14 protein-coding genes are annotated in these 15,311 nt (G+C 56.7%); all 14 read right to left on the bottom strand.

The window, feature by feature from the left end; translation table 11 throughout:
* Positions 1-6: 6 nt before the first annotated feature.
* The 14 genes from ACFSNN_RS39205 to ACFSNN_RS39140 all read right to left on the bottom strand — a co-directional run bounded on the left by ACFSNN_RS39205 (position 7) and on the right by ACFSNN_RS39140 (position 15,190).
* A complete protein-coding gene (locus ACFSNN_RS39205; protein ID WP_134465248.1) occupies positions 7-777 on the bottom strand; it encodes an enoyl-CoA hydratase-related protein in 771 nt (256 codons plus the stop codon).
* Positions 774-1,652, bottom strand: a complete 879-nt coding sequence (locus ACFSNN_RS39200; protein WP_134465249.1) for a MaoC/PaaZ C-terminal domain-containing protein — start codon at positions 1,650-1,652, stop codon at positions 774-776. The genes ACFSNN_RS39205 and ACFSNN_RS39200 overlap by 4 nt, the downstream gene beginning before the upstream one ends.
* A 41-nt stretch (positions 1,653-1,693) precedes the next feature.
* Positions 1,694-3,061 (bottom strand): MFS transporter, encoded by a 1,368-nt coding sequence (locus ACFSNN_RS39195; RefSeq protein WP_134465250.1) that lies wholly within the window; start codon positions 3,059-3,061, stop codon positions 1,694-1,696.
* 149 nt (positions 3,062-3,210) lie between these two features.
* A complete protein-coding gene (locus ACFSNN_RS39190) occupies positions 3,211-4,005 on the bottom strand; it encodes an SDR family NAD(P)-dependent oxidoreductase (RefSeq protein ID WP_208949600.1) in 795 nt (264 codons plus the stop codon).
* Positions 4,002-5,693 (bottom strand): class I adenylate-forming enzyme family protein, encoded by a 1,692-nt coding sequence (locus ACFSNN_RS39185; RefSeq protein ID WP_134465251.1) that lies wholly within the window; start codon positions 5,691-5,693, stop codon positions 4,002-4,004. The genes ACFSNN_RS39190 and ACFSNN_RS39185 overlap by 4 nt, the downstream gene beginning before the upstream one ends.
* Before the next feature lie 82 nt (positions 5,694-5,775).
* Positions 5,776-6,732: an NADPH:quinone oxidoreductase family protein gene (locus ACFSNN_RS39180; RefSeq protein ID WP_244323007.1), complete on the bottom strand. Its 957-nt coding sequence runs from the start codon at positions 6,730-6,732 to the stop codon at positions 5,776-5,778.
* Between the two features lie 477 nt (positions 6,733-7,209).
* A complete protein-coding gene (locus tag ACFSNN_RS39175; RefSeq protein ID WP_134465253.1) occupies positions 7,210-7,878 on the bottom strand; it encodes a 3-hydroxyacyl-CoA dehydrogenase family protein in 669 nt (222 codons plus the stop codon).
* A 2-nt stretch (positions 7,879-7,880) separates the two neighbouring features.
* Entirely contained in the window at positions 7,881-8,756 is an 876-nt protein-coding gene (locus tag ACFSNN_RS39170) for a 3-hydroxyacyl-CoA dehydrogenase family protein (protein WP_134465254.1), read from the bottom strand.
* Between the two features lie 14 nt (positions 8,757-8,770).
* A complete protein-coding gene (locus tag ACFSNN_RS39165; RefSeq protein ID WP_134465255.1) occupies positions 8,771-9,937 on the bottom strand; it encodes an acyl-CoA dehydrogenase family protein in 1,167 nt (388 codons plus the stop codon).
* 12 nt (positions 9,938-9,949) lie between these two features.
* Entirely contained in the window at positions 9,950-10,696 is a 747-nt protein-coding gene (locus tag ACFSNN_RS39160) for an SDR family NAD(P)-dependent oxidoreductase (RefSeq protein WP_134465256.1), read from the bottom strand.
* A 1-nt stretch (position 10,697) separates the two neighbouring features.
* On the bottom strand, positions 10,698-11,468 hold the full coding sequence (locus ACFSNN_RS39155) for an enoyl-CoA hydratase/isomerase family protein (RefSeq protein ID WP_134465257.1): 771 nt from the start codon (positions 11,466-11,468) through the stop codon (positions 10,698-10,700).
* Positions 11,465-13,150 carry a class I adenylate-forming enzyme family protein gene (locus ACFSNN_RS39150; protein ID WP_134465258.1) on the bottom strand — a complete coding sequence of 562 codons (1,686 nt, stop codon included), beginning with the start codon at positions 13,148-13,150 and terminating at the stop codon, positions 11,465-11,467. The genes ACFSNN_RS39155 and ACFSNN_RS39150 overlap by 4 nt, the downstream gene beginning before the upstream one ends.
* Positions 13,151-13,169: 19 nt before the next feature.
* Positions 13,170-13,949, bottom strand: a complete 780-nt coding sequence (locus tag ACFSNN_RS39145; RefSeq protein WP_134465643.1) for an enoyl-CoA hydratase-related protein — start codon at positions 13,947-13,949, stop codon at positions 13,170-13,172.
* Positions 13,950-13,960: 11 nt separating this feature from the next.
* Positions 13,961-15,190: a CaiB/BaiF CoA transferase family protein gene (locus tag ACFSNN_RS39140; RefSeq protein ID WP_134465259.1), complete on the bottom strand. Its 1,230-nt coding sequence runs from the start codon at positions 15,188-15,190 to the stop codon at positions 13,961-13,963.
* Positions 15,191-15,311 lie beyond the last annotated feature (121 nt).

Genomic DNA, 15,311 nt, shown 5'->3' with positions numbered 1-15,311 from the left:
TCCACCTTACTTGCCCTTCCAGACGGGTTGCCGTCGGGCAGCGAACGCGGTGACGCCTTCAGCCGCATCCGCGCTCGCCCAGAGTTCGGAGACTGCCTGGTGCTGCCATACAGATGCCTTTGTCACTCCCGCTTCTGCCAATCCTTGCATTACCACCGCCTTGGTCGTCTCGATCGCCAGCGGCGCGCCCGCGACTAAGGCCGAAGCGTAACGTAATGCAGTCTCGAGCAATGCATCTTCTCGGACCACTTCATTGACAAGTCCAAAACGGAGTGCCGTTGCAGCATCAATGGTTTCGCATGTCAAAAGCATTTGCATAGCGAATTTAAATGGGATGTGCTGCGCGAGACGCTGCAACCCGCCTTCGATCGCCGCAAGCCCCACACGTGGCTCTGGAAACCCGAATCGCGCCGACTCAACAGCCACTGCGAGGTCGCATGCAAGCAAGATCTCGACCCCGCCCCCAAGTGCCGACCCATTGACGGCAGCGATAACGGGTTTGCGCAGGTCGAAACGCCTGCTCAGGCCTGCAAATCCTGATGCTGGCTTCTTGTCGGGATCCAAATCGTCCTTAATGTCACTACCGGCACAGAAGGCCTTGCTCCCTCGCCCCGTGATGATAGCGACGCGCAGCGAGGGGTCTTCATCGAAATCATCGAATATCCGGCCGAGTTCATGATGAGCTTCCAGATTGAGGGCATTACGCGCATCAGGGCGGTCAATCATGACGATCAGCACAGGACCGCGCTTTTCGCAAGCAGTGAATTTAAGGTTCATAGCGAGTGTTGAGAAGTGTTGAAGAGAAACCAGCCCTGATCGATGACAACAACGTCGCGTGACGTACAACGCACACGAAATCGCACGCACCCCGGTCGCTTATTCCACACATCGATACATAGTTGGTCGCCTGGAAAGACAGGAGCAGAAAACCGAACCTTCACGTGTTGAACAACTTCGGGATTGTTCGGCACCAACAGGCGGACCAACGACGAAACAGTCGTACCAAAGGTGCACATGCCATGAAGAATGGGGCGGTCGAATCCCACGGTGCGCGCGACATCAGGGTCGGCATGCAACGCATTGTCGTCACCGGTTAGCCGGTAGAGTAACGCCGCATTTGGCGCGATGGGCACGGGAATCTCATGATCAGGAGGCGCAGTCGGAAGCGGTTCAATCTCGCGGGCGGGTGGATTAGGACCGCCGAAGCCGCCTTCGCCCCGGCAAAACTCGGTGCAACGCAGCGTCGCAATTGGATCACCGCCCTCCGCATCGGCAATATCGCGCACAGTCACAATGATTGCGCCACGCTTGTCGCCGCGATCGTATATTTCTTCGATTCGACTGCGCCCGATCACCATACCTTCCGGCGCCAAGGCCCGATGCAACGTGACGCTTTGCTCGACGTGCAGCACCGATTTCCAGTCCAGGCCTGTGGCAGGATTCCTGAGCCAGAAGCCCGGATATCCGAGCACGACTGCCATAGACGGAACCACCAAAAGATTCGGCTCATAAAGATAGCGCAAGCCTTGTGCGTCGACGACACCGCCACCTCCCCATACGCTCAAGGCATAGAGGATTGTTTCCCGTTTCCCATATCGATGGACAACGTCGTCGAACGGCCAATTCTTCAGCATCTCATAATCGATAGCCACACATCATCCTCTAGAATTGAGATCGCGATTCTTGCTGATCTTCAATCGGTCGCAGGTTGCCTGATCAACCCACTTGTGTCACTCGAATCCGAACCGCTCTCGAAATGCTCCGTGGTATCTTCGATGTCCACCATATAGGTTTCTCGCGCCGCCCCAACGGCAATCAACGAAAGTACGCCGCCCAACATGATGTACAGCGCAAGCGGCCACGATGCCCCGTAAGTCGCGATCAACGCGGCGGCAACGAAGGGAACCGGGCCACTCATGAGCAGGCCGCCGACCTGGTAACCAATAGCGGATCCGGTATAACGCAGCCGTGTTTCGAACTGCTCGGGCACGAAACTCGCAATTGGGCTATAAGTGCAAGCGTGCAGAACGGGCAATGCCAATTGCAACGCGAGGAAGGTACCAAGAACAGTACCGGTGTCGATCAACCAGAAAAAAGGGAACGCTGCCAAGACCGTCAATGCAGACCCGCTCAACAGCACCGTTCGACGGCCAAATCGGTCTGCCAACATGGCGGCCAGCGGAATCGTAAACACCTGGACAAATGCAGCCGCACATATTGCGCCAAGTGCGACGTCGCGCGAAACACCGGCGTGCTCAGGCGCATACCGCAATACAAATACAGTCGCAATGTAGAAAAGGATGTTTGATGCACCCATTGCGAAGATCGTAATCAACAGCGAACGCCATGCAGTCTTGGCAACTTCTGCAATCGGAAAACGTGCCTCCTGCTGGCGTTCCTTAACTGCTGAAAACGCAGGAGTTTCATCGATTTTCAAACGAATATATAAACCGATCAAAACCAGTACCGCGCTAGAGACAAACGGCACGCGCCATCCCCAGCTCAACATGTCTGCAGGCGACAGTCTTTGTACACAATAGAAGGAAGCCGTCGCAAGTACAAGCCCAGCGGGAATCCCACACTGGGGCCAGCTACCATAAAAAGCCCGCTTGCGCGGGGGCGCATGCTCGACTGCCATCAGAACTGCACCGCTCCACTCGCCGCCAATCGCAATCCCTTGCATGAGCCGGCAGAAGACAAGGAGCGCAGGGGACAGCAAACCAGCCTGCTCGTAGGTCGGCAGGAGCCCGACGCCCGCCGTTGAAACCCCGACGATGGAGAGACTGAGAACCAGCATAGTCTTGCGGCCCAGTCGGTCGCCGAAGTGACCAAATACGATACCCCCGAGCGGGCGTGCGACAAATGCAGCCCCAAAAGCGGCAAACGAGGCCATTGTGCCGGTCAAGGGATTCAGATTCGGGAAGAATATCTTGTTAAACACCAATGCTGCCGCAGTGCCGAACAGGAAAAAATCGAAGTATTCGATCAATGTTCCAATAAAACTGGCTACTGCGACCTTGACGATGCTTGCAGGACCCAAAGGCTTTCCAGCTTTTTCCATGATTGTCTCCTCCTCGCTGGTCAACTTGATGTCGCCAGCACATATGGTGAGCACCGCATTACATTGATGGGACGCGTCACCGGCGCAAATCGCGCTACATAATCCGCGACAACCTGGCAATTTCGTATCACCCGTTTGTCACGCCTTGATCACTTCACCATCAAGCCTCCATCCACGATGATCGAGGCACCGTGAATAAAATCCGCTCCTGGACCACACAGGAAGAGAGCTACCCGAGCAATGTCATCTGGACGACCCAGGCGGCCAGCTGGAACGCGCTTAAGCGTCTTGACGAGCTTCGAATCGGGGTCTGCGAGAACTTCGCGAGTCATCGCTGTCTCGATCATTCCAGGACAGACAGCGTTGACCCGTATACCGGAACGGCCGTAGTCGTATGCAAGTTGACGAGTGAATCCGACCACAGCATGCTTGCTCGACGTGTAAGCTGCGCCGCCTCCACCCGCCTGGAAAGCCGCAATTGACGCCATATTCACAACAACGCCCGACCGCCGCTCAAGCATGTCTGGCAGCACCGCGTTCGTCAGTCGATACATCCCTTTCACGTTAATCTCGAAGACACGATCCCAAACCGACTCCGAAGTATCCAAACTGCGCGAATACCCATCGAGATAGCCTGCTGTGTTGCATAAGGTGTCAATACTGCCAAACGCCCTCTTACCCGAAGCTACCGCATGCGCGACCTGATCGGCCACTGTGAGATCCACGGTTTCGCAGAGCAGGCGCTCGCCGAACGTCGGCAAACTCTCATTGAGGCGGCGCAACCCCTCCTCGTCGATATCGAGCGCTACAACGCTAGCGCCTGCCGCGAGGAACAGTTCGGCTTGCGCCCTGCCGATCCCTGAGGCGGCTCCGCTGATGCATACGACACGACCGTTCAGATCCACGAGTTCCGCTGGAGAAACCTGCTTCAGTTCCGCAGTCACAGGGATTTCTCCTTGCGTCCCATCCAGCGCACAGGCTGCGGCTTCAACCGGCCCTCCCTGACGTGCGCGGTCAGTTCTCGCTTAAGAATCTTTCCGCTCGCTGTGAGTGGAAACTCGATCATGCAGATGAAATATTCCGGCATGTCGTATTTCGAGAGGCCTGCATCAAACAGATGCTCCAGCATCTCGTCGGGAGTGACCTCCTGACCTTCAGCGACGATGATGCCGATACATACCTTCTCCCCCAGCCGATCATCCGGTATTGGAAACGCTGCAGCCTTTACAACGTGCGGATGGGAAATTGCTAAACCTTCAATCTCTGCCGGATAAATGTTGTGACCACCGCGAATGATCAGGTCTTTGAGTCGGCCGATGATTTCGAGATCACCTTTCTCATTGAAGCGGCCGAGGTCGCCGCTCATGAACCAGCCTTGGCTATTGAACGAAGTGCGTGTCGCAGCATGGTTGCCAAAATAGCCCAGCATGAGCGAGGCACCGCGCCCACCAATTTCCCCGATTTCACCTGGTGGAGCTTCGATGTCACGGTTGTCCGCGCGGAAGATGCGCAGTTCATAACAGGAGTTGCCGCGCCCGACTGTCTGTCCGACTGTGGCAACCAGAGTTTCGAAATCGTCGGTCGGCAACGTCGACGTGTGCGAGCCATTTTCCGACATGCCGTACGTGTTCATCGGTTTGATTCCACGATCAAGCAGTCGGCGGGCGACCTCACTTGGTATCGCTGCACCCGAAAGATAAAACACACTCACGTTGCCCAGTCGATTGAGTTTTCGTGCGTCAAGCTCTAGCAAAATGTCGATGGCGTGGGTCGGGACACCCATTACATAACTTGCGCCCGATTCGATGATGCGGTCGAGAGGCTTCTCCCGCTTCCGCAGATCATTGATCACCATCTCACAGCCACTCGCAAGACATTGCTCGAGACCGACTGTCGCCAGATGATGACTTTGCGGCCCGAGACAGTACATGATTGTCTCGTTGGTGTGCCCCCAATCAGTGATCATTGCCCGACCATTCGCGAGAAGCGTGTTGTCGCTATGCATCAGCGCTTTAGGTGTGCCTGTCGTTCCCGAAGTAAACGCAAGATATGTAACCTTATCGGGGTTGTCATTAACCGGCGGCGTGGTCAGCGACGTCTCAATCTCGGGAAACGGACGGACAGTGTCCGGGAGCTCGCTCCAACCGTCTGCGGGGAACGCATAGACGCGACGTACGCCGTCGACAGCTTTCATGCTATCGAAAACGCATTTCAGGTCAGAGCCCGATCCATAACCGACCTGTCCCACGAAGGCAGCAACGCTGCATCGCTGCAGCAACGTAAGCACTTCATCAACCGTGTGGTTCTGGTGAAGCGACAGCGTGCAGATGTAGCCAGCACGTGAGCAGGCCAGCATCAGCACCCAACACTCGACCCGATTCGGCAGCCAACTCGCAACGATATCGCCCGCCCGCACACCGGCGTCATGGAGATCCGCTGCAACAGAGTCCGCCCAGCGAATCAGTTCATTCCAGGTGAGACGTCGGTAGGCGTCTCGGAAAGCATAGTGTTGAGGGCGTTCGCCTGCGTGCTTAAGAGCTAGCGTATACAACGTGTCATTTTGCCAAAGGCCGCGCTCGTAGAAATCCCGCGCCAGACGCGGATCATGCAGCGTCAGCATGTTGGAACGCATTTAAGTCTCCTAAGTTTCTATAATTTCTATTTTCATTCTTTCGCCGATCTTAGCAGAACGTTTCGACCGACGACGTTGTAACCTAGCTGTTCCGCTTCGCTGCCACTACGACCTTGCCGCGCACTTTGCCATCGCGAACCAGTGTCATTGCCTCGGCAGCATTTTCGAACGCAAACGTGCGCATCACCACTGGACGAACATGTCCTTCGTGCCAAAGCCTGAACAGGTCATCCTGAGCGGCGCGCACCTTCTCAGGGGTTCGATCTCGATAGTCACTCCACTGGAGACCTGATACAGAAATGTTTTTTAGCAGAAGATAGTTGACCTTGAGCGTCGGAATGTCGCCAGCTGCGAAGCCGATCACTACAACGCGTCCGCACCACGCTGTAGCCCGAAGCGCGCCGGTGAAGAATTCCGCGCCGAGCGGGTCAAGCACAACATCGGCGCCACGCCCATCAGTACACGCATGAACCTGCTCGCGAATACTGTCGCGCAGATTGCCGCCTGACAGGTCGATCACGTGGTGCGCGCCTGATTCCCGGACCACTTTGGCCTCTTCCTCATTGCGAACGGCAGCAAGTACGGTCGCGCCATGTCCAACGGCAATTTGCACGGCGGCGAGCCCCACGCCGCCTGCGGCACCTCCGATCAAGACGGTTTCGCCCGCCTTGTATTGACCACGCTCCATCAACGCGAACCACGCCGTCTGATACACCAACCCCATGGCCGCAGCAGCCTCGAAGCCCATCCCGTCTGGCAGGCGGAAGGACTGAGAGGGCGTCGTCAGCGCCTGTTCGGCGAGCGCGCCGTATTCAATCTGCGACATGATCCTATCGCCCGGCGCGTATTCCGTGACGCCCTCACCTATAGCCCGCACGACGCCGGCGAAATCCTTTCCCGGTGTGAACGGACGCGCCGGCAGCAGTTGGTAGGCACCTGAAACGACCAATACGTCGGGAAAATTAATACCTGATGCTTCAACATCGATCAGCATCTGACCACGGTCCGGCGAAGGCGAGGGAATTTCCTCGATCTTCATCGAAGACGGTTGACCATGTTCATGTACTCGATAACTCCGCATGACTACGCCTTTGAATAGGAAAGTGTCTTGTTGAATGAAACGGCCGCTTACTGACAAGGCAATTGTTATGCCACTCGTGCGCGGCTGCCGCTATCCAAGCTGCCCGCGCGGTTTGCCTGGCAGATCTCGACGACAAGTGTCTTTGTGGGCTCCACGAAAGTCCGAGGATGTCGTCCCTGACGACACTCAACTTTCATGGCAGTTCGCGTAAGCCGCGATCAGGTCAGAATCCTCGCGCTTCGACGGCAGCGCCGCGTCAATGTCACGATGGTCCTGGTTGCATCACCATTCCGGAAGCTGCGTCATCCGGAAGCGACAACGTGGTCAACTGTGCGGGGAGCGCGCGTGGGCCTTAAAGCTTTAGCCGCGAACAACGGTGAGACGAAGCGTCTGTGTCTCACCGTCTATCAGACCCGAAGTCGACGTGACGCGTTGTTAGTCCCCCAACTTCGATCGATTGAAAGCATTGGTCGCCCGTCGAGCCGGTGCATAAGCCGAGTCGCCAAGCGCTTCATACAGTGCCAGGGTAACCTTGAAGTGCTCGTCAAGCCCAGTACGCTCGAGCAGTTCTATTGGTCCTTCCGGGTAGCCGAGCCCCATGCGCAACGTCATGTCCATGTCTGAAGCCGTAGCAAGCTTCTCGTCGAGTCGACGCAACGCCGCGTTGTAATACGGTCGCACAAGCCGATTTACGATCCGGCCAGGAAAGTCTCCGCAAACTGCGACGATAAAGCCCGCATCCTCGAAAATTTTGCGCGCCGCCGCCATCGCGTCCGCATCAGGTTTAGCGGGCACGACCAGTTCTATAAGGTTGCTTGGATCAGATTTTCCAAGGCGAAAGCGCGCGAACCCGAAGGCTTTCGAAGACTGCGATCTCTTTTCGACCGTTGCGGCTTCTTCGACATAGCTACCGAGGCATTCATTTTCCAGCTCGATGAGCACGAATTCTGCGCGACTTGAATCTGCGCGTTCGCGCGAGAAGTGTTGACCGGCGTTGACACCCAGATAGACCCATGCATCGCCGCTCACATTGGCCGATTCGATGAAGGCGTGTGACTCCGGAAACGAACGGCTCTCACCGGCACGAATAACTTTATATGACATGGTCACGCTCCAAACATCTTGCTGTCGCCGTATTGATGGAAACCTTTCCCGCTCTTTTTGCCCAGACTTCCCGCTGCAATCATGCGTCGCACTAGCGGCGGACACGCTGCGCGCGGTTCGTGGGTGAGCTCATGCATTGCTTCGCACAGCAGACGCTGGGTGTCCATGCCGATGAGGTCGAGCAATTCGAGCGGCCCCATCGCATAGCCCAGCGCGGTCTTGATTGCCTTGTCGATGTCGGCCGGTGATGCCACGCCCTGCTCCACAAGGCGAATCGCGTCGTTGTTGAACGGAATCAGGAAGTAATTCAGAATGAATCCGGGCGTGTCCTGCGTCTTCACAGGCTTCTGACCCAGAGCGACTGCGAAGTCCCACGCCTTCACAAACGTTTCTTCTGAGGTGCTCATCCCCGGCGACATCTCGATGAGCTTCATCAGCTGGGCGGGCAAGCAAAAATGCATGCCGACGAACCGGTCGGGGCGTCCTGACCCACCCGCGATCTCAGTGATCGCGATGGTTGAGGTATTCGATGCAAACAGCGCCTGTTCGCCGCAAATCGCATTAAGCTTGGTGAACAACTCATGCTTGACAGCAAGGTCTTCGAAAACAGCTTCAATCACGATGTCGCAATCCGCCATATCTTCCAGACGGGTTGTACCTTGCCAGCGTGCCATGATTTCGGGCACTGCGTCCGCTGCCAGCTTTCCTCGCTCTGCCGATTTCCTCAGAAAGGTTTCTGTTTGGGTTCTTGCCCGATCTAGCGCGTCCTGCCGGGTATCGTAGACCTTCGTCACAAAGCCCGCGCGAGCCGCCACAATTGCGATTCCGCTACCCATTGTGCCGCTGCCTGCGACTCCAACAGTTTTGATGTCTGTCATCTCTGTCTCCCAAATCATTTTTCGATGAAGCTACGCCCAATCAACTGACGATGTACCTGATTTGTACCTTCCCAGATCTGGGTGATCTTCGCGTCACGCATCAGGCGTTCAACTCGATAGTCCGAGCAGTATCCATAGCCACCAAGGAGTTGTACTGCATCCGTGGAAATACGCATTGCAGCGTCGGTGGCGCGCATTTTCAGTATCGAAGCTTCAATACCAAAGTCTTGCTCGCCACTGTCCACCATCTCGGCCACGCGCCAGAGCCATGACTCGCACAATGCCAATTCCGATGCCATGTCTGCGAGCATGAACTGGACACCTTGAAATTCGATGATGCGGCGCCCCGATTGCTTACGTTCGTTGATGTACGCTACGGCATCCTCGAACGCAGCCCGAGCGATGCCAAGCGCATGCGCGGCGACGCTCGGGCGCGAACGATTGAGCGAGCCGAACAGAATCTTCAATCCCTCACCTGGCTCGCCCATCAGGTTGGATCGGGGAACGCGACAATTCTCGAAAGAAATCGTCGCTGTGCTCGAAGCGCGCGTACCCATCTTGTGTTCCGTGCCAAGTACAGACAGCCCCGGTGTTCCTTTCTCCAAAATCAGCACCGAAATGGCCTTCTTCGGATCGTTAATGCCTGACCACTTTCCAAACAATAGATAGATATCGGCCACATCGCCGTTTGTGATGAACGTCTTGCCGCCATTGATAACGATTTCGTCACCCTCTTCGCGAAACGACGTGGTCATGCCGGTGGCATCCGAGCCAGCGTTTGGCTCCGTAATCGCCAGCGCCACCAGCGCGCCCTCCGCAACGCGCGGCAAGAATTTTTCCTTCAACGCCGGGCTGCCGTATTGCACGATGGGCTTGGCTGCGTGAAAGTTCGTCGCCCAGATAATGCCTGTCGAAGCGCACGCCTCTGAGATTGTCTTCACACACGACACGTAACACGCGAATGAGAGCGGTGCGCCGCCGTATTCTTCCGGTACGAACATCGCATTCAGGCCGAGTTCGTTAATCGCCTTGACGTTGTCCCATGGAAACTCGCCGCTACGGTCGTACTGAGCCGCGCGCGGCGCCAGTTGCTCGTTCGCGAGCTTCTGAACGCTGTCGAGTACCATCCTTTCTTCGTCGCCCAGCTTGACCCGTGCGTCCAGCCGTTCCAGTACATTCATTGTCATCATCCTTTAGAGTGCCATGCCCTGGCCACCGTCCACGTAGAAGGTCTCCCCGGTCATGAATGCCCCGGCGTCACCGAAAAGTGAAACGACCAGATGAGCGACATCATCGGCCCCACCAGGCTTGCCCATCGGGATGCGCTTTTCAAGGAATTTGCGCAAGGCCTCTCCGGACATCTCCTCGCGGTTCAGATCCGTAACGATGTAGCCAGGTGCCACGTTCATCACACGCACACCAAACTTCGCCCATTCAACTGCGAGACATCGGGTGATAGCACCGACGGCCGCTTTCGATGCGCAATAGGCCGTATTGCGTTTGACGCCAAGCTTGTCGAAAAAGGAACCGATATTGACAACTACACTTGATCCTGCTTCGCGCAAGTAAGGTAGCCCAACCTGACTAACTGAAAACAGCGCTGTCACATTGGTCGACATCACACTCTCAAAGTCTGCGAGTGCGAACGAATCGGAGGCGCCGTCGAGATGAATGCCGGCATTGTTGACCAAGCCAACAATGGATACCGCAGACTGCTTTACAACCGTCTGAAACGCTTCTTCCAGCTGAGCGCGGTTATTGATGTCGCACTTCACGGGAATCAACCTCGAGCGGATATCATCATCCAGACCGTCGCGCTGGGGAAATCCACCAGTCCGGGAAAGGCACGCGACAGTGAACCCCGATCTTGCGAGTGCTTCTGCAATTGCGGCACCGATGCCACGGCTGGCTCCCGTTACGACTACACATCCTTTTTTCATATCAGGCATCCTTGAAGTGCGGAGTGCGCTTTTCTACAAATGCGCGCATTCCCTCTGCGGCGTCCGCCGTACGATAGGCTAGGGTCGACAGATCCGCCTCGATTCGCAAACCCTCTTGCAAACTCACGCCTGCTGCACGCTGCACTGCTTCTCGCGCGAACAGCGACGCGCACCGGCTGAATGGCGTGAACTGCCGGGCAAATTCGGCACCGATTGCTGTGGGATCACCACCATCGACCACGCGATTTACGAGACCAATGCGCAGAGCCTCTTCAGCGTCCACCGTACGTCCAGACATGATCAACTCAAGCGCCCTCGCTTCGCCGATCAATCGTGGCAAACGTTGGGTTCCTCCATAGCCTGGAATCAGGCCGAGCTTGATTTCTGGCAGTCCCATCTTTGCCTTGTGAGTCGCAACGCGGAAAGTGCAGGCCAGAGCGAGTTCGAGCCCCCCGCCGAATGCATAACCATGAAGGACCGCGATTGACGGAATCGGCAGACGATCGAGCTTGGCGAATGCTGCCTGGCCGAACTCGGCGCCTCTGCGTTCCTCCATCAGATTGCGTCCCACCAGCTCCTTGATATCAGCTCCCGCACAAAAGGCGTTCTCGCCACTCCCCGTAATCACGAGCGCGCGCGAGTCAGAGGATGCGACCTCATCGATAGCAACTGAAATCTCCCGCAACACCTCGAAACTCAACGCATTTAGCGCCTCGACCCGATTCAGCGTGAGGTAAGCCAGTGAGTCTTCAAACACCAATTGGACCGTCATGCACGTGCTCCTGAGGCGTGTTCAACCACATAACGCACCGCGAGCGGCTTGATCTCGCCAGCGGCTACTTTTTCTGCCAAAGAACGCTTCAGAATCTTGCCGCTTGCCGTCATCGGAAACGCTGCCAAATCCATGAAGTACTCCGGCATGTCATATTTCGAAAGTCCGGCTTCGGCCAACCAGGCTAGTAACGCCTCGGGATCAACACTGCATCCCGGCTTGCATACGACCGCGAGACAAACCTTTTCTCCAAGCCGATCATCGGCGACCGGAAACGCGGCGGCTCGCTCCAGATCGCGGTGTCGCATGGCGAGATCTTCAATCCGGGCCGGATGTATGTTGTGTCCGCCGCGAATAATCAGATCCTTCTTGCGACCTACGATCTTCAGACAGCCGTCATCCGTGAATACCCCCAGATCCCCACTCATGAACCAGCCATGCCGATTGAACGAACGCTCAGTTGCCACCTGATTGCTGAAATAACCAAGCATAAGCAGCCCGCCTCGCCCACCAATCTCGCCGACCTCGCCGGGACGCGCCTCCGTGTCCGGATCCTCCTGTCGCCAGAGCTTCACTTCATAGCCATTACAAGAGCGGCCGCACGTAGAAACGATCGTGTCGGCTGTATCAGCGGGAACCGTGTATTGATGTGATCCGTTCTCCGTCATGCCATAGACGTTCTGTGGCGTGACGCCAAGGTTGACGAATTTTTGAGCGACCTCGCGCGGAATAGGAGCGCCGGCCATGTAGAACGACTTGACCCTACCGAGCTCACGCAGTCCGCGCTGAGAAACCTCTGCCAGCACATCCATCGCGTGCGTTGGTACACCCATCACGTAAGTTGCACCCGTCTCGAGGATCCAGTCGAGGCCCTTGCGTCCCACGATCGGGTCCGTCATTGCCAATTCGAAACCGACTGCCAACATCTGTTCAATTGCAACGGTCGCAATGTGATGGCTCATCGGACTCAGCGACAGCAGCACGGTGTCCGTCGTACGTGCCCAGTCGTACGTGAGCGCCCGTCCGTTGGCTAACAGCGTGTTATCGCTATGCATGACGCCTTTCGGCGAACCTGTCGTTCCTGAAGTGAAAGCGAGATAGACAATCTTGTCGGGATTGAGGTCGGGCGCGCGCGTGATGGACGGGGGCATACGTTCAGGAAACGGGGCAATATCCTTCTCCTCGCACGTTCCCCCGATATGTCGATCGAGCGAAAACACAGCGCGCAAATGTGGCATCGACTTTGACCGCGAGAAAATCGAATGTCGGTCACTGTCCGCTCCATATCCGGGGGCTGCGAACAACGCTCGACAATCAATCTGCTCGAGAAGAAGAGCAATTTCTTCGACCGTGTAGTTCTGATGTAACGAAGGACAGCACACGTATCCGTTGCGGGAGCACGCGAGGAGAATCACGACTGTCTCGACAACGTTGGGCAGCCAGACCCCAACCCGGTCGCCCGCACGAAGCCCTTCACGATGTAGCGCTTCCGCGACGCTGTCAGCCCACTCCACCGTCTCTCGCCAGGTGAGACGCAACTCGGCATCGCGCAATGCACAAGCAGTCGGCGTCTCTCTCGCATGGCGTCGAGCTAAAGTGTAGAGCGTGTCTTGCTGCCACACGCCCGCGAGATGGTACTCACGGGCCTTCTCGGGATTGTGAAGTGTCAGGATGTTTTGCATGATGCCCTACCTCCAGTTCTTAATGACCGAACTTCGCTGCATCTGGCGCGCGGCGCTCGGCAAATGCGGCCGCCAGTTCATCATGCTCTTCAGAATCGAGATAGCCGCGCAGCAACAGATCGTGAGCCATGCGCGAAAGGCCGCTGACACCGCCGTGACGCGCATTGAATGCGCTTTTGATCGAAGCAAGAGCAAAGGCGCCACGCTCAGCGATTTCAAGGGCGTATTCCCGCGTAGCAGTCTTAAGCTGATCGTCCGGTACCACCTTATTGATCAAACCCATTTCAAGTGCCTCATGGGCTGAGATCTTCGGGTTCCGATACCAGATGTCCTTGGCGCGCTTCTTGCCGACCAGATCCTCCAGATACCATGTGCCGTAACCACCGTCGAAACTACCGACCATCGGTCCGACCTGTCGAAAGACTGCGCTCTCTTTTGCTATCGTAAGATCGCAGACGACCTGCAACACGTTGCCGCCACCCACAGCGAAGCCGTTAACAGATGCGATCACTGGCTTTTGCAGGCGGTCGATGCTCTCGTACATCTCCAGCGTAGGCAACACGCCGGCGTACAGTGTCGAATCCTGCATACCCTCCTTGCGACCACCCGTGCAGAAAAATTTGTCGCCCGCGCCGGTAATCACGATCACTCGCGTACGTGTTTCGCGACGAATCTCATTGATACAGTCGCGAATCTCATGACACATACGCTCGGTGAACATGTTCCCGTCTTGCGGGCGATTCAGTGTGATCGTGCCAACCGGGCCGTCTTCTGCGTAAGTGATTTCTTCGAATTGCATCATTGTCTCCTTTAAACAATTCCATCGTTCTTGAGGTCAGCCAGTCTGGCCTCAGACATACCCAGTCTTTCCTGCAATACACGTATCGTGTCTTGTCCAAGCGCGGGCGGTGGACGGCGGTGCACTGTCGCCTGCCCATCGAACTTGATGCCGAGCCCTACCTGCGGAACCAGCCCGTTCTCGCCAAGGACCGTATAGAACAAACCGTCATCGAGAAGATGCGGATCGGTGACAACCTGGTCCACCCGATTGATAGGGCCAGCAGGGATCCGATATTCGGCAAACAACGCGAGCCATTCCGAACGTCGCCGTGTCTTCAGCACCGCGCTGATCGTCTCGACAATCTCCGGCCTCGCGTTTCGCCGCGCGGCGTTGGTCCGGAATTTTTCCGAGGCGCCGTAGTCTGCGGAATCGACCGCCTCCCAGAACCGACGCCAGATTGCGTCGTTACCCAAGCCAAGCGTGACCGGATCGTCAGCTGTATCGAATACCTGGTAGACGGCAATCACCGAATCGCGCCCCCCGGATCGGCTCACCCGCTCGCCCGAGCCCAGGTAAGGTACGATGCGCGGCGACATGAAGCGCACCATGCTCGCGACCATCGAGACATCTACGCGTTTGCCGACATTGGTCCGTTGCCGCTCGATTACAGCAGCAAGTGTGGCGAGCGCGACGTCTTGCCCGGCGAGCAGATCGGCTGCGGGGGTCCCCACCTTCTGAGGTCCCGATTCGGGCTCGCCCGTCAGGTCCATCACACCCGAGTAACCTTCCGCGATGAGGTCATAGCAAGGCAGCGACGACCGAGGCCCTGACACACCGAAACCCGTAAGCGATACGTGAATCAACCTGGGATTAATCGCGTGCAGTCTCTCGAAGTCGAGTCCCAGCTTCTGCTGAACTTGCGGGACCATGTTGAGCACGATGACATCGCTTTGTCGGACCAGGTCATCAAGAATCGCCTGCCCTTCGGTTCGGCTGACATCCAGGGTCACACTGGCCTTGTTCCTGTTGACGCTGAGATACCACAGCGACTCCCCGTCGAGAAAAGGAGGCCCCCAGGCTCGGGTGTCGTCGCCGGCACCAACCTTCTCAATTTTCGTCACATCGGCACCAAGGTCCGCAAGCAACTGAGTCGCGTAAGGCCCGGCAATCGAGGTTGTCATATCCAAAACCCGCAAGCCGTCTAGCAAGCGAAGTCCGTCGTTGTCCTGCATTCGTGGAAGTTTTTCGAGTTGGCTCATCACGTCTCCTGCTCCTGTTCCAAGTCATAGACCGCAAGAGCCATGCCAATATTGACGGAGCGCACCGCAGAGGGCGTCGAAACGCGCGCCGCTGCTGGTAATTACACCGACTGCATACCAA

Origin of the sequence: Paraburkholderia dipogonis, from assembly GCF_042680985.1 — a bacterium.
In the GTDB taxonomy this organism is placed as follows: Bacteria; Pseudomonadota; Gammaproteobacteria; order Burkholderiales; family Burkholderiaceae; genus Paraburkholderia; species Paraburkholderia phytofirmans.
Note: the sequence above shows the minus strand (reverse complement) of the source record. Positions and strands in the feature narration are given on the sequence as shown.

Coding starts and splice junctions, on each gene's coding strand:
- ACFSNN_RS39205 (WP_134465248.1), bottom strand. CDS start 777: ATGAACCTTAAATTCACTGCTTGCGAAAAGCGCGGTCCTGTGCTGATC.
- ACFSNN_RS39195 (WP_134465250.1), bottom strand. CDS start 3,061: ATGGAAAAAGCTGGAAAGCCTTTGGGTCCTGCAAGCATCGTCAAGGTC.
- ACFSNN_RS39185 (WP_134465251.1), bottom strand. CDS start 5,693: ATGCGTTCCAACATGCTGACGCTGCATGATCCGCGTCTGGCGCGGGAT.
- ACFSNN_RS39180 (WP_244323007.1), bottom strand. CDS start 6,732: ATGAAGATCGAGGAAATTCCCTCGCCTTCGCCGGACCGTGGTCAGATG.
- ACFSNN_RS39175 (WP_134465253.1), bottom strand. CDS start 7,878: ATGTCATATAAAGTTATTCGTGCCGGTGAGAGCCGTTCGTTTCCGGAG.
- ACFSNN_RS39170 (WP_134465254.1), bottom strand. CDS start 8,756: ATGACAGACATCAAAACTGTTGGAGTCGCAGGCAGCGGCACAATGGGT.
- ACFSNN_RS39165 (WP_134465255.1), bottom strand. CDS start 9,937: ATGAATGTACTGGAACGGCTGGACGCACGGGTCAAGCTGGGCGACGAA.
- ACFSNN_RS39160 (WP_134465256.1), bottom strand. CDS start 10,696: ATGAAAAAAGGATGTGTAGTCGTAACGGGAGCCAGCCGTGGCATCGGT.
- ACFSNN_RS39155 (WP_134465257.1), bottom strand. CDS start 11,468: ATGACGGTCCAATTGGTGTTTGAAGACTCACTGGCTTACCTCACGCTG.
- ACFSNN_RS39150 (WP_134465258.1), bottom strand. CDS start 13,150: ATGCAAAACATCCTGACACTTCACAATCCCGAGAAGGCCCGTGAGTAC.
- ACFSNN_RS39145 (WP_134465643.1), bottom strand. CDS start 13,949: ATGCAATTCGAAGAAATCACTTACGCAGAAGACGGCCCGGTTGGCACG.
- ACFSNN_RS39140 (WP_134465259.1), bottom strand. CDS start 15,190: ATGAGCCAACTCGAAAAACTTCCACGAATGCAGGACAACGACGGACTT.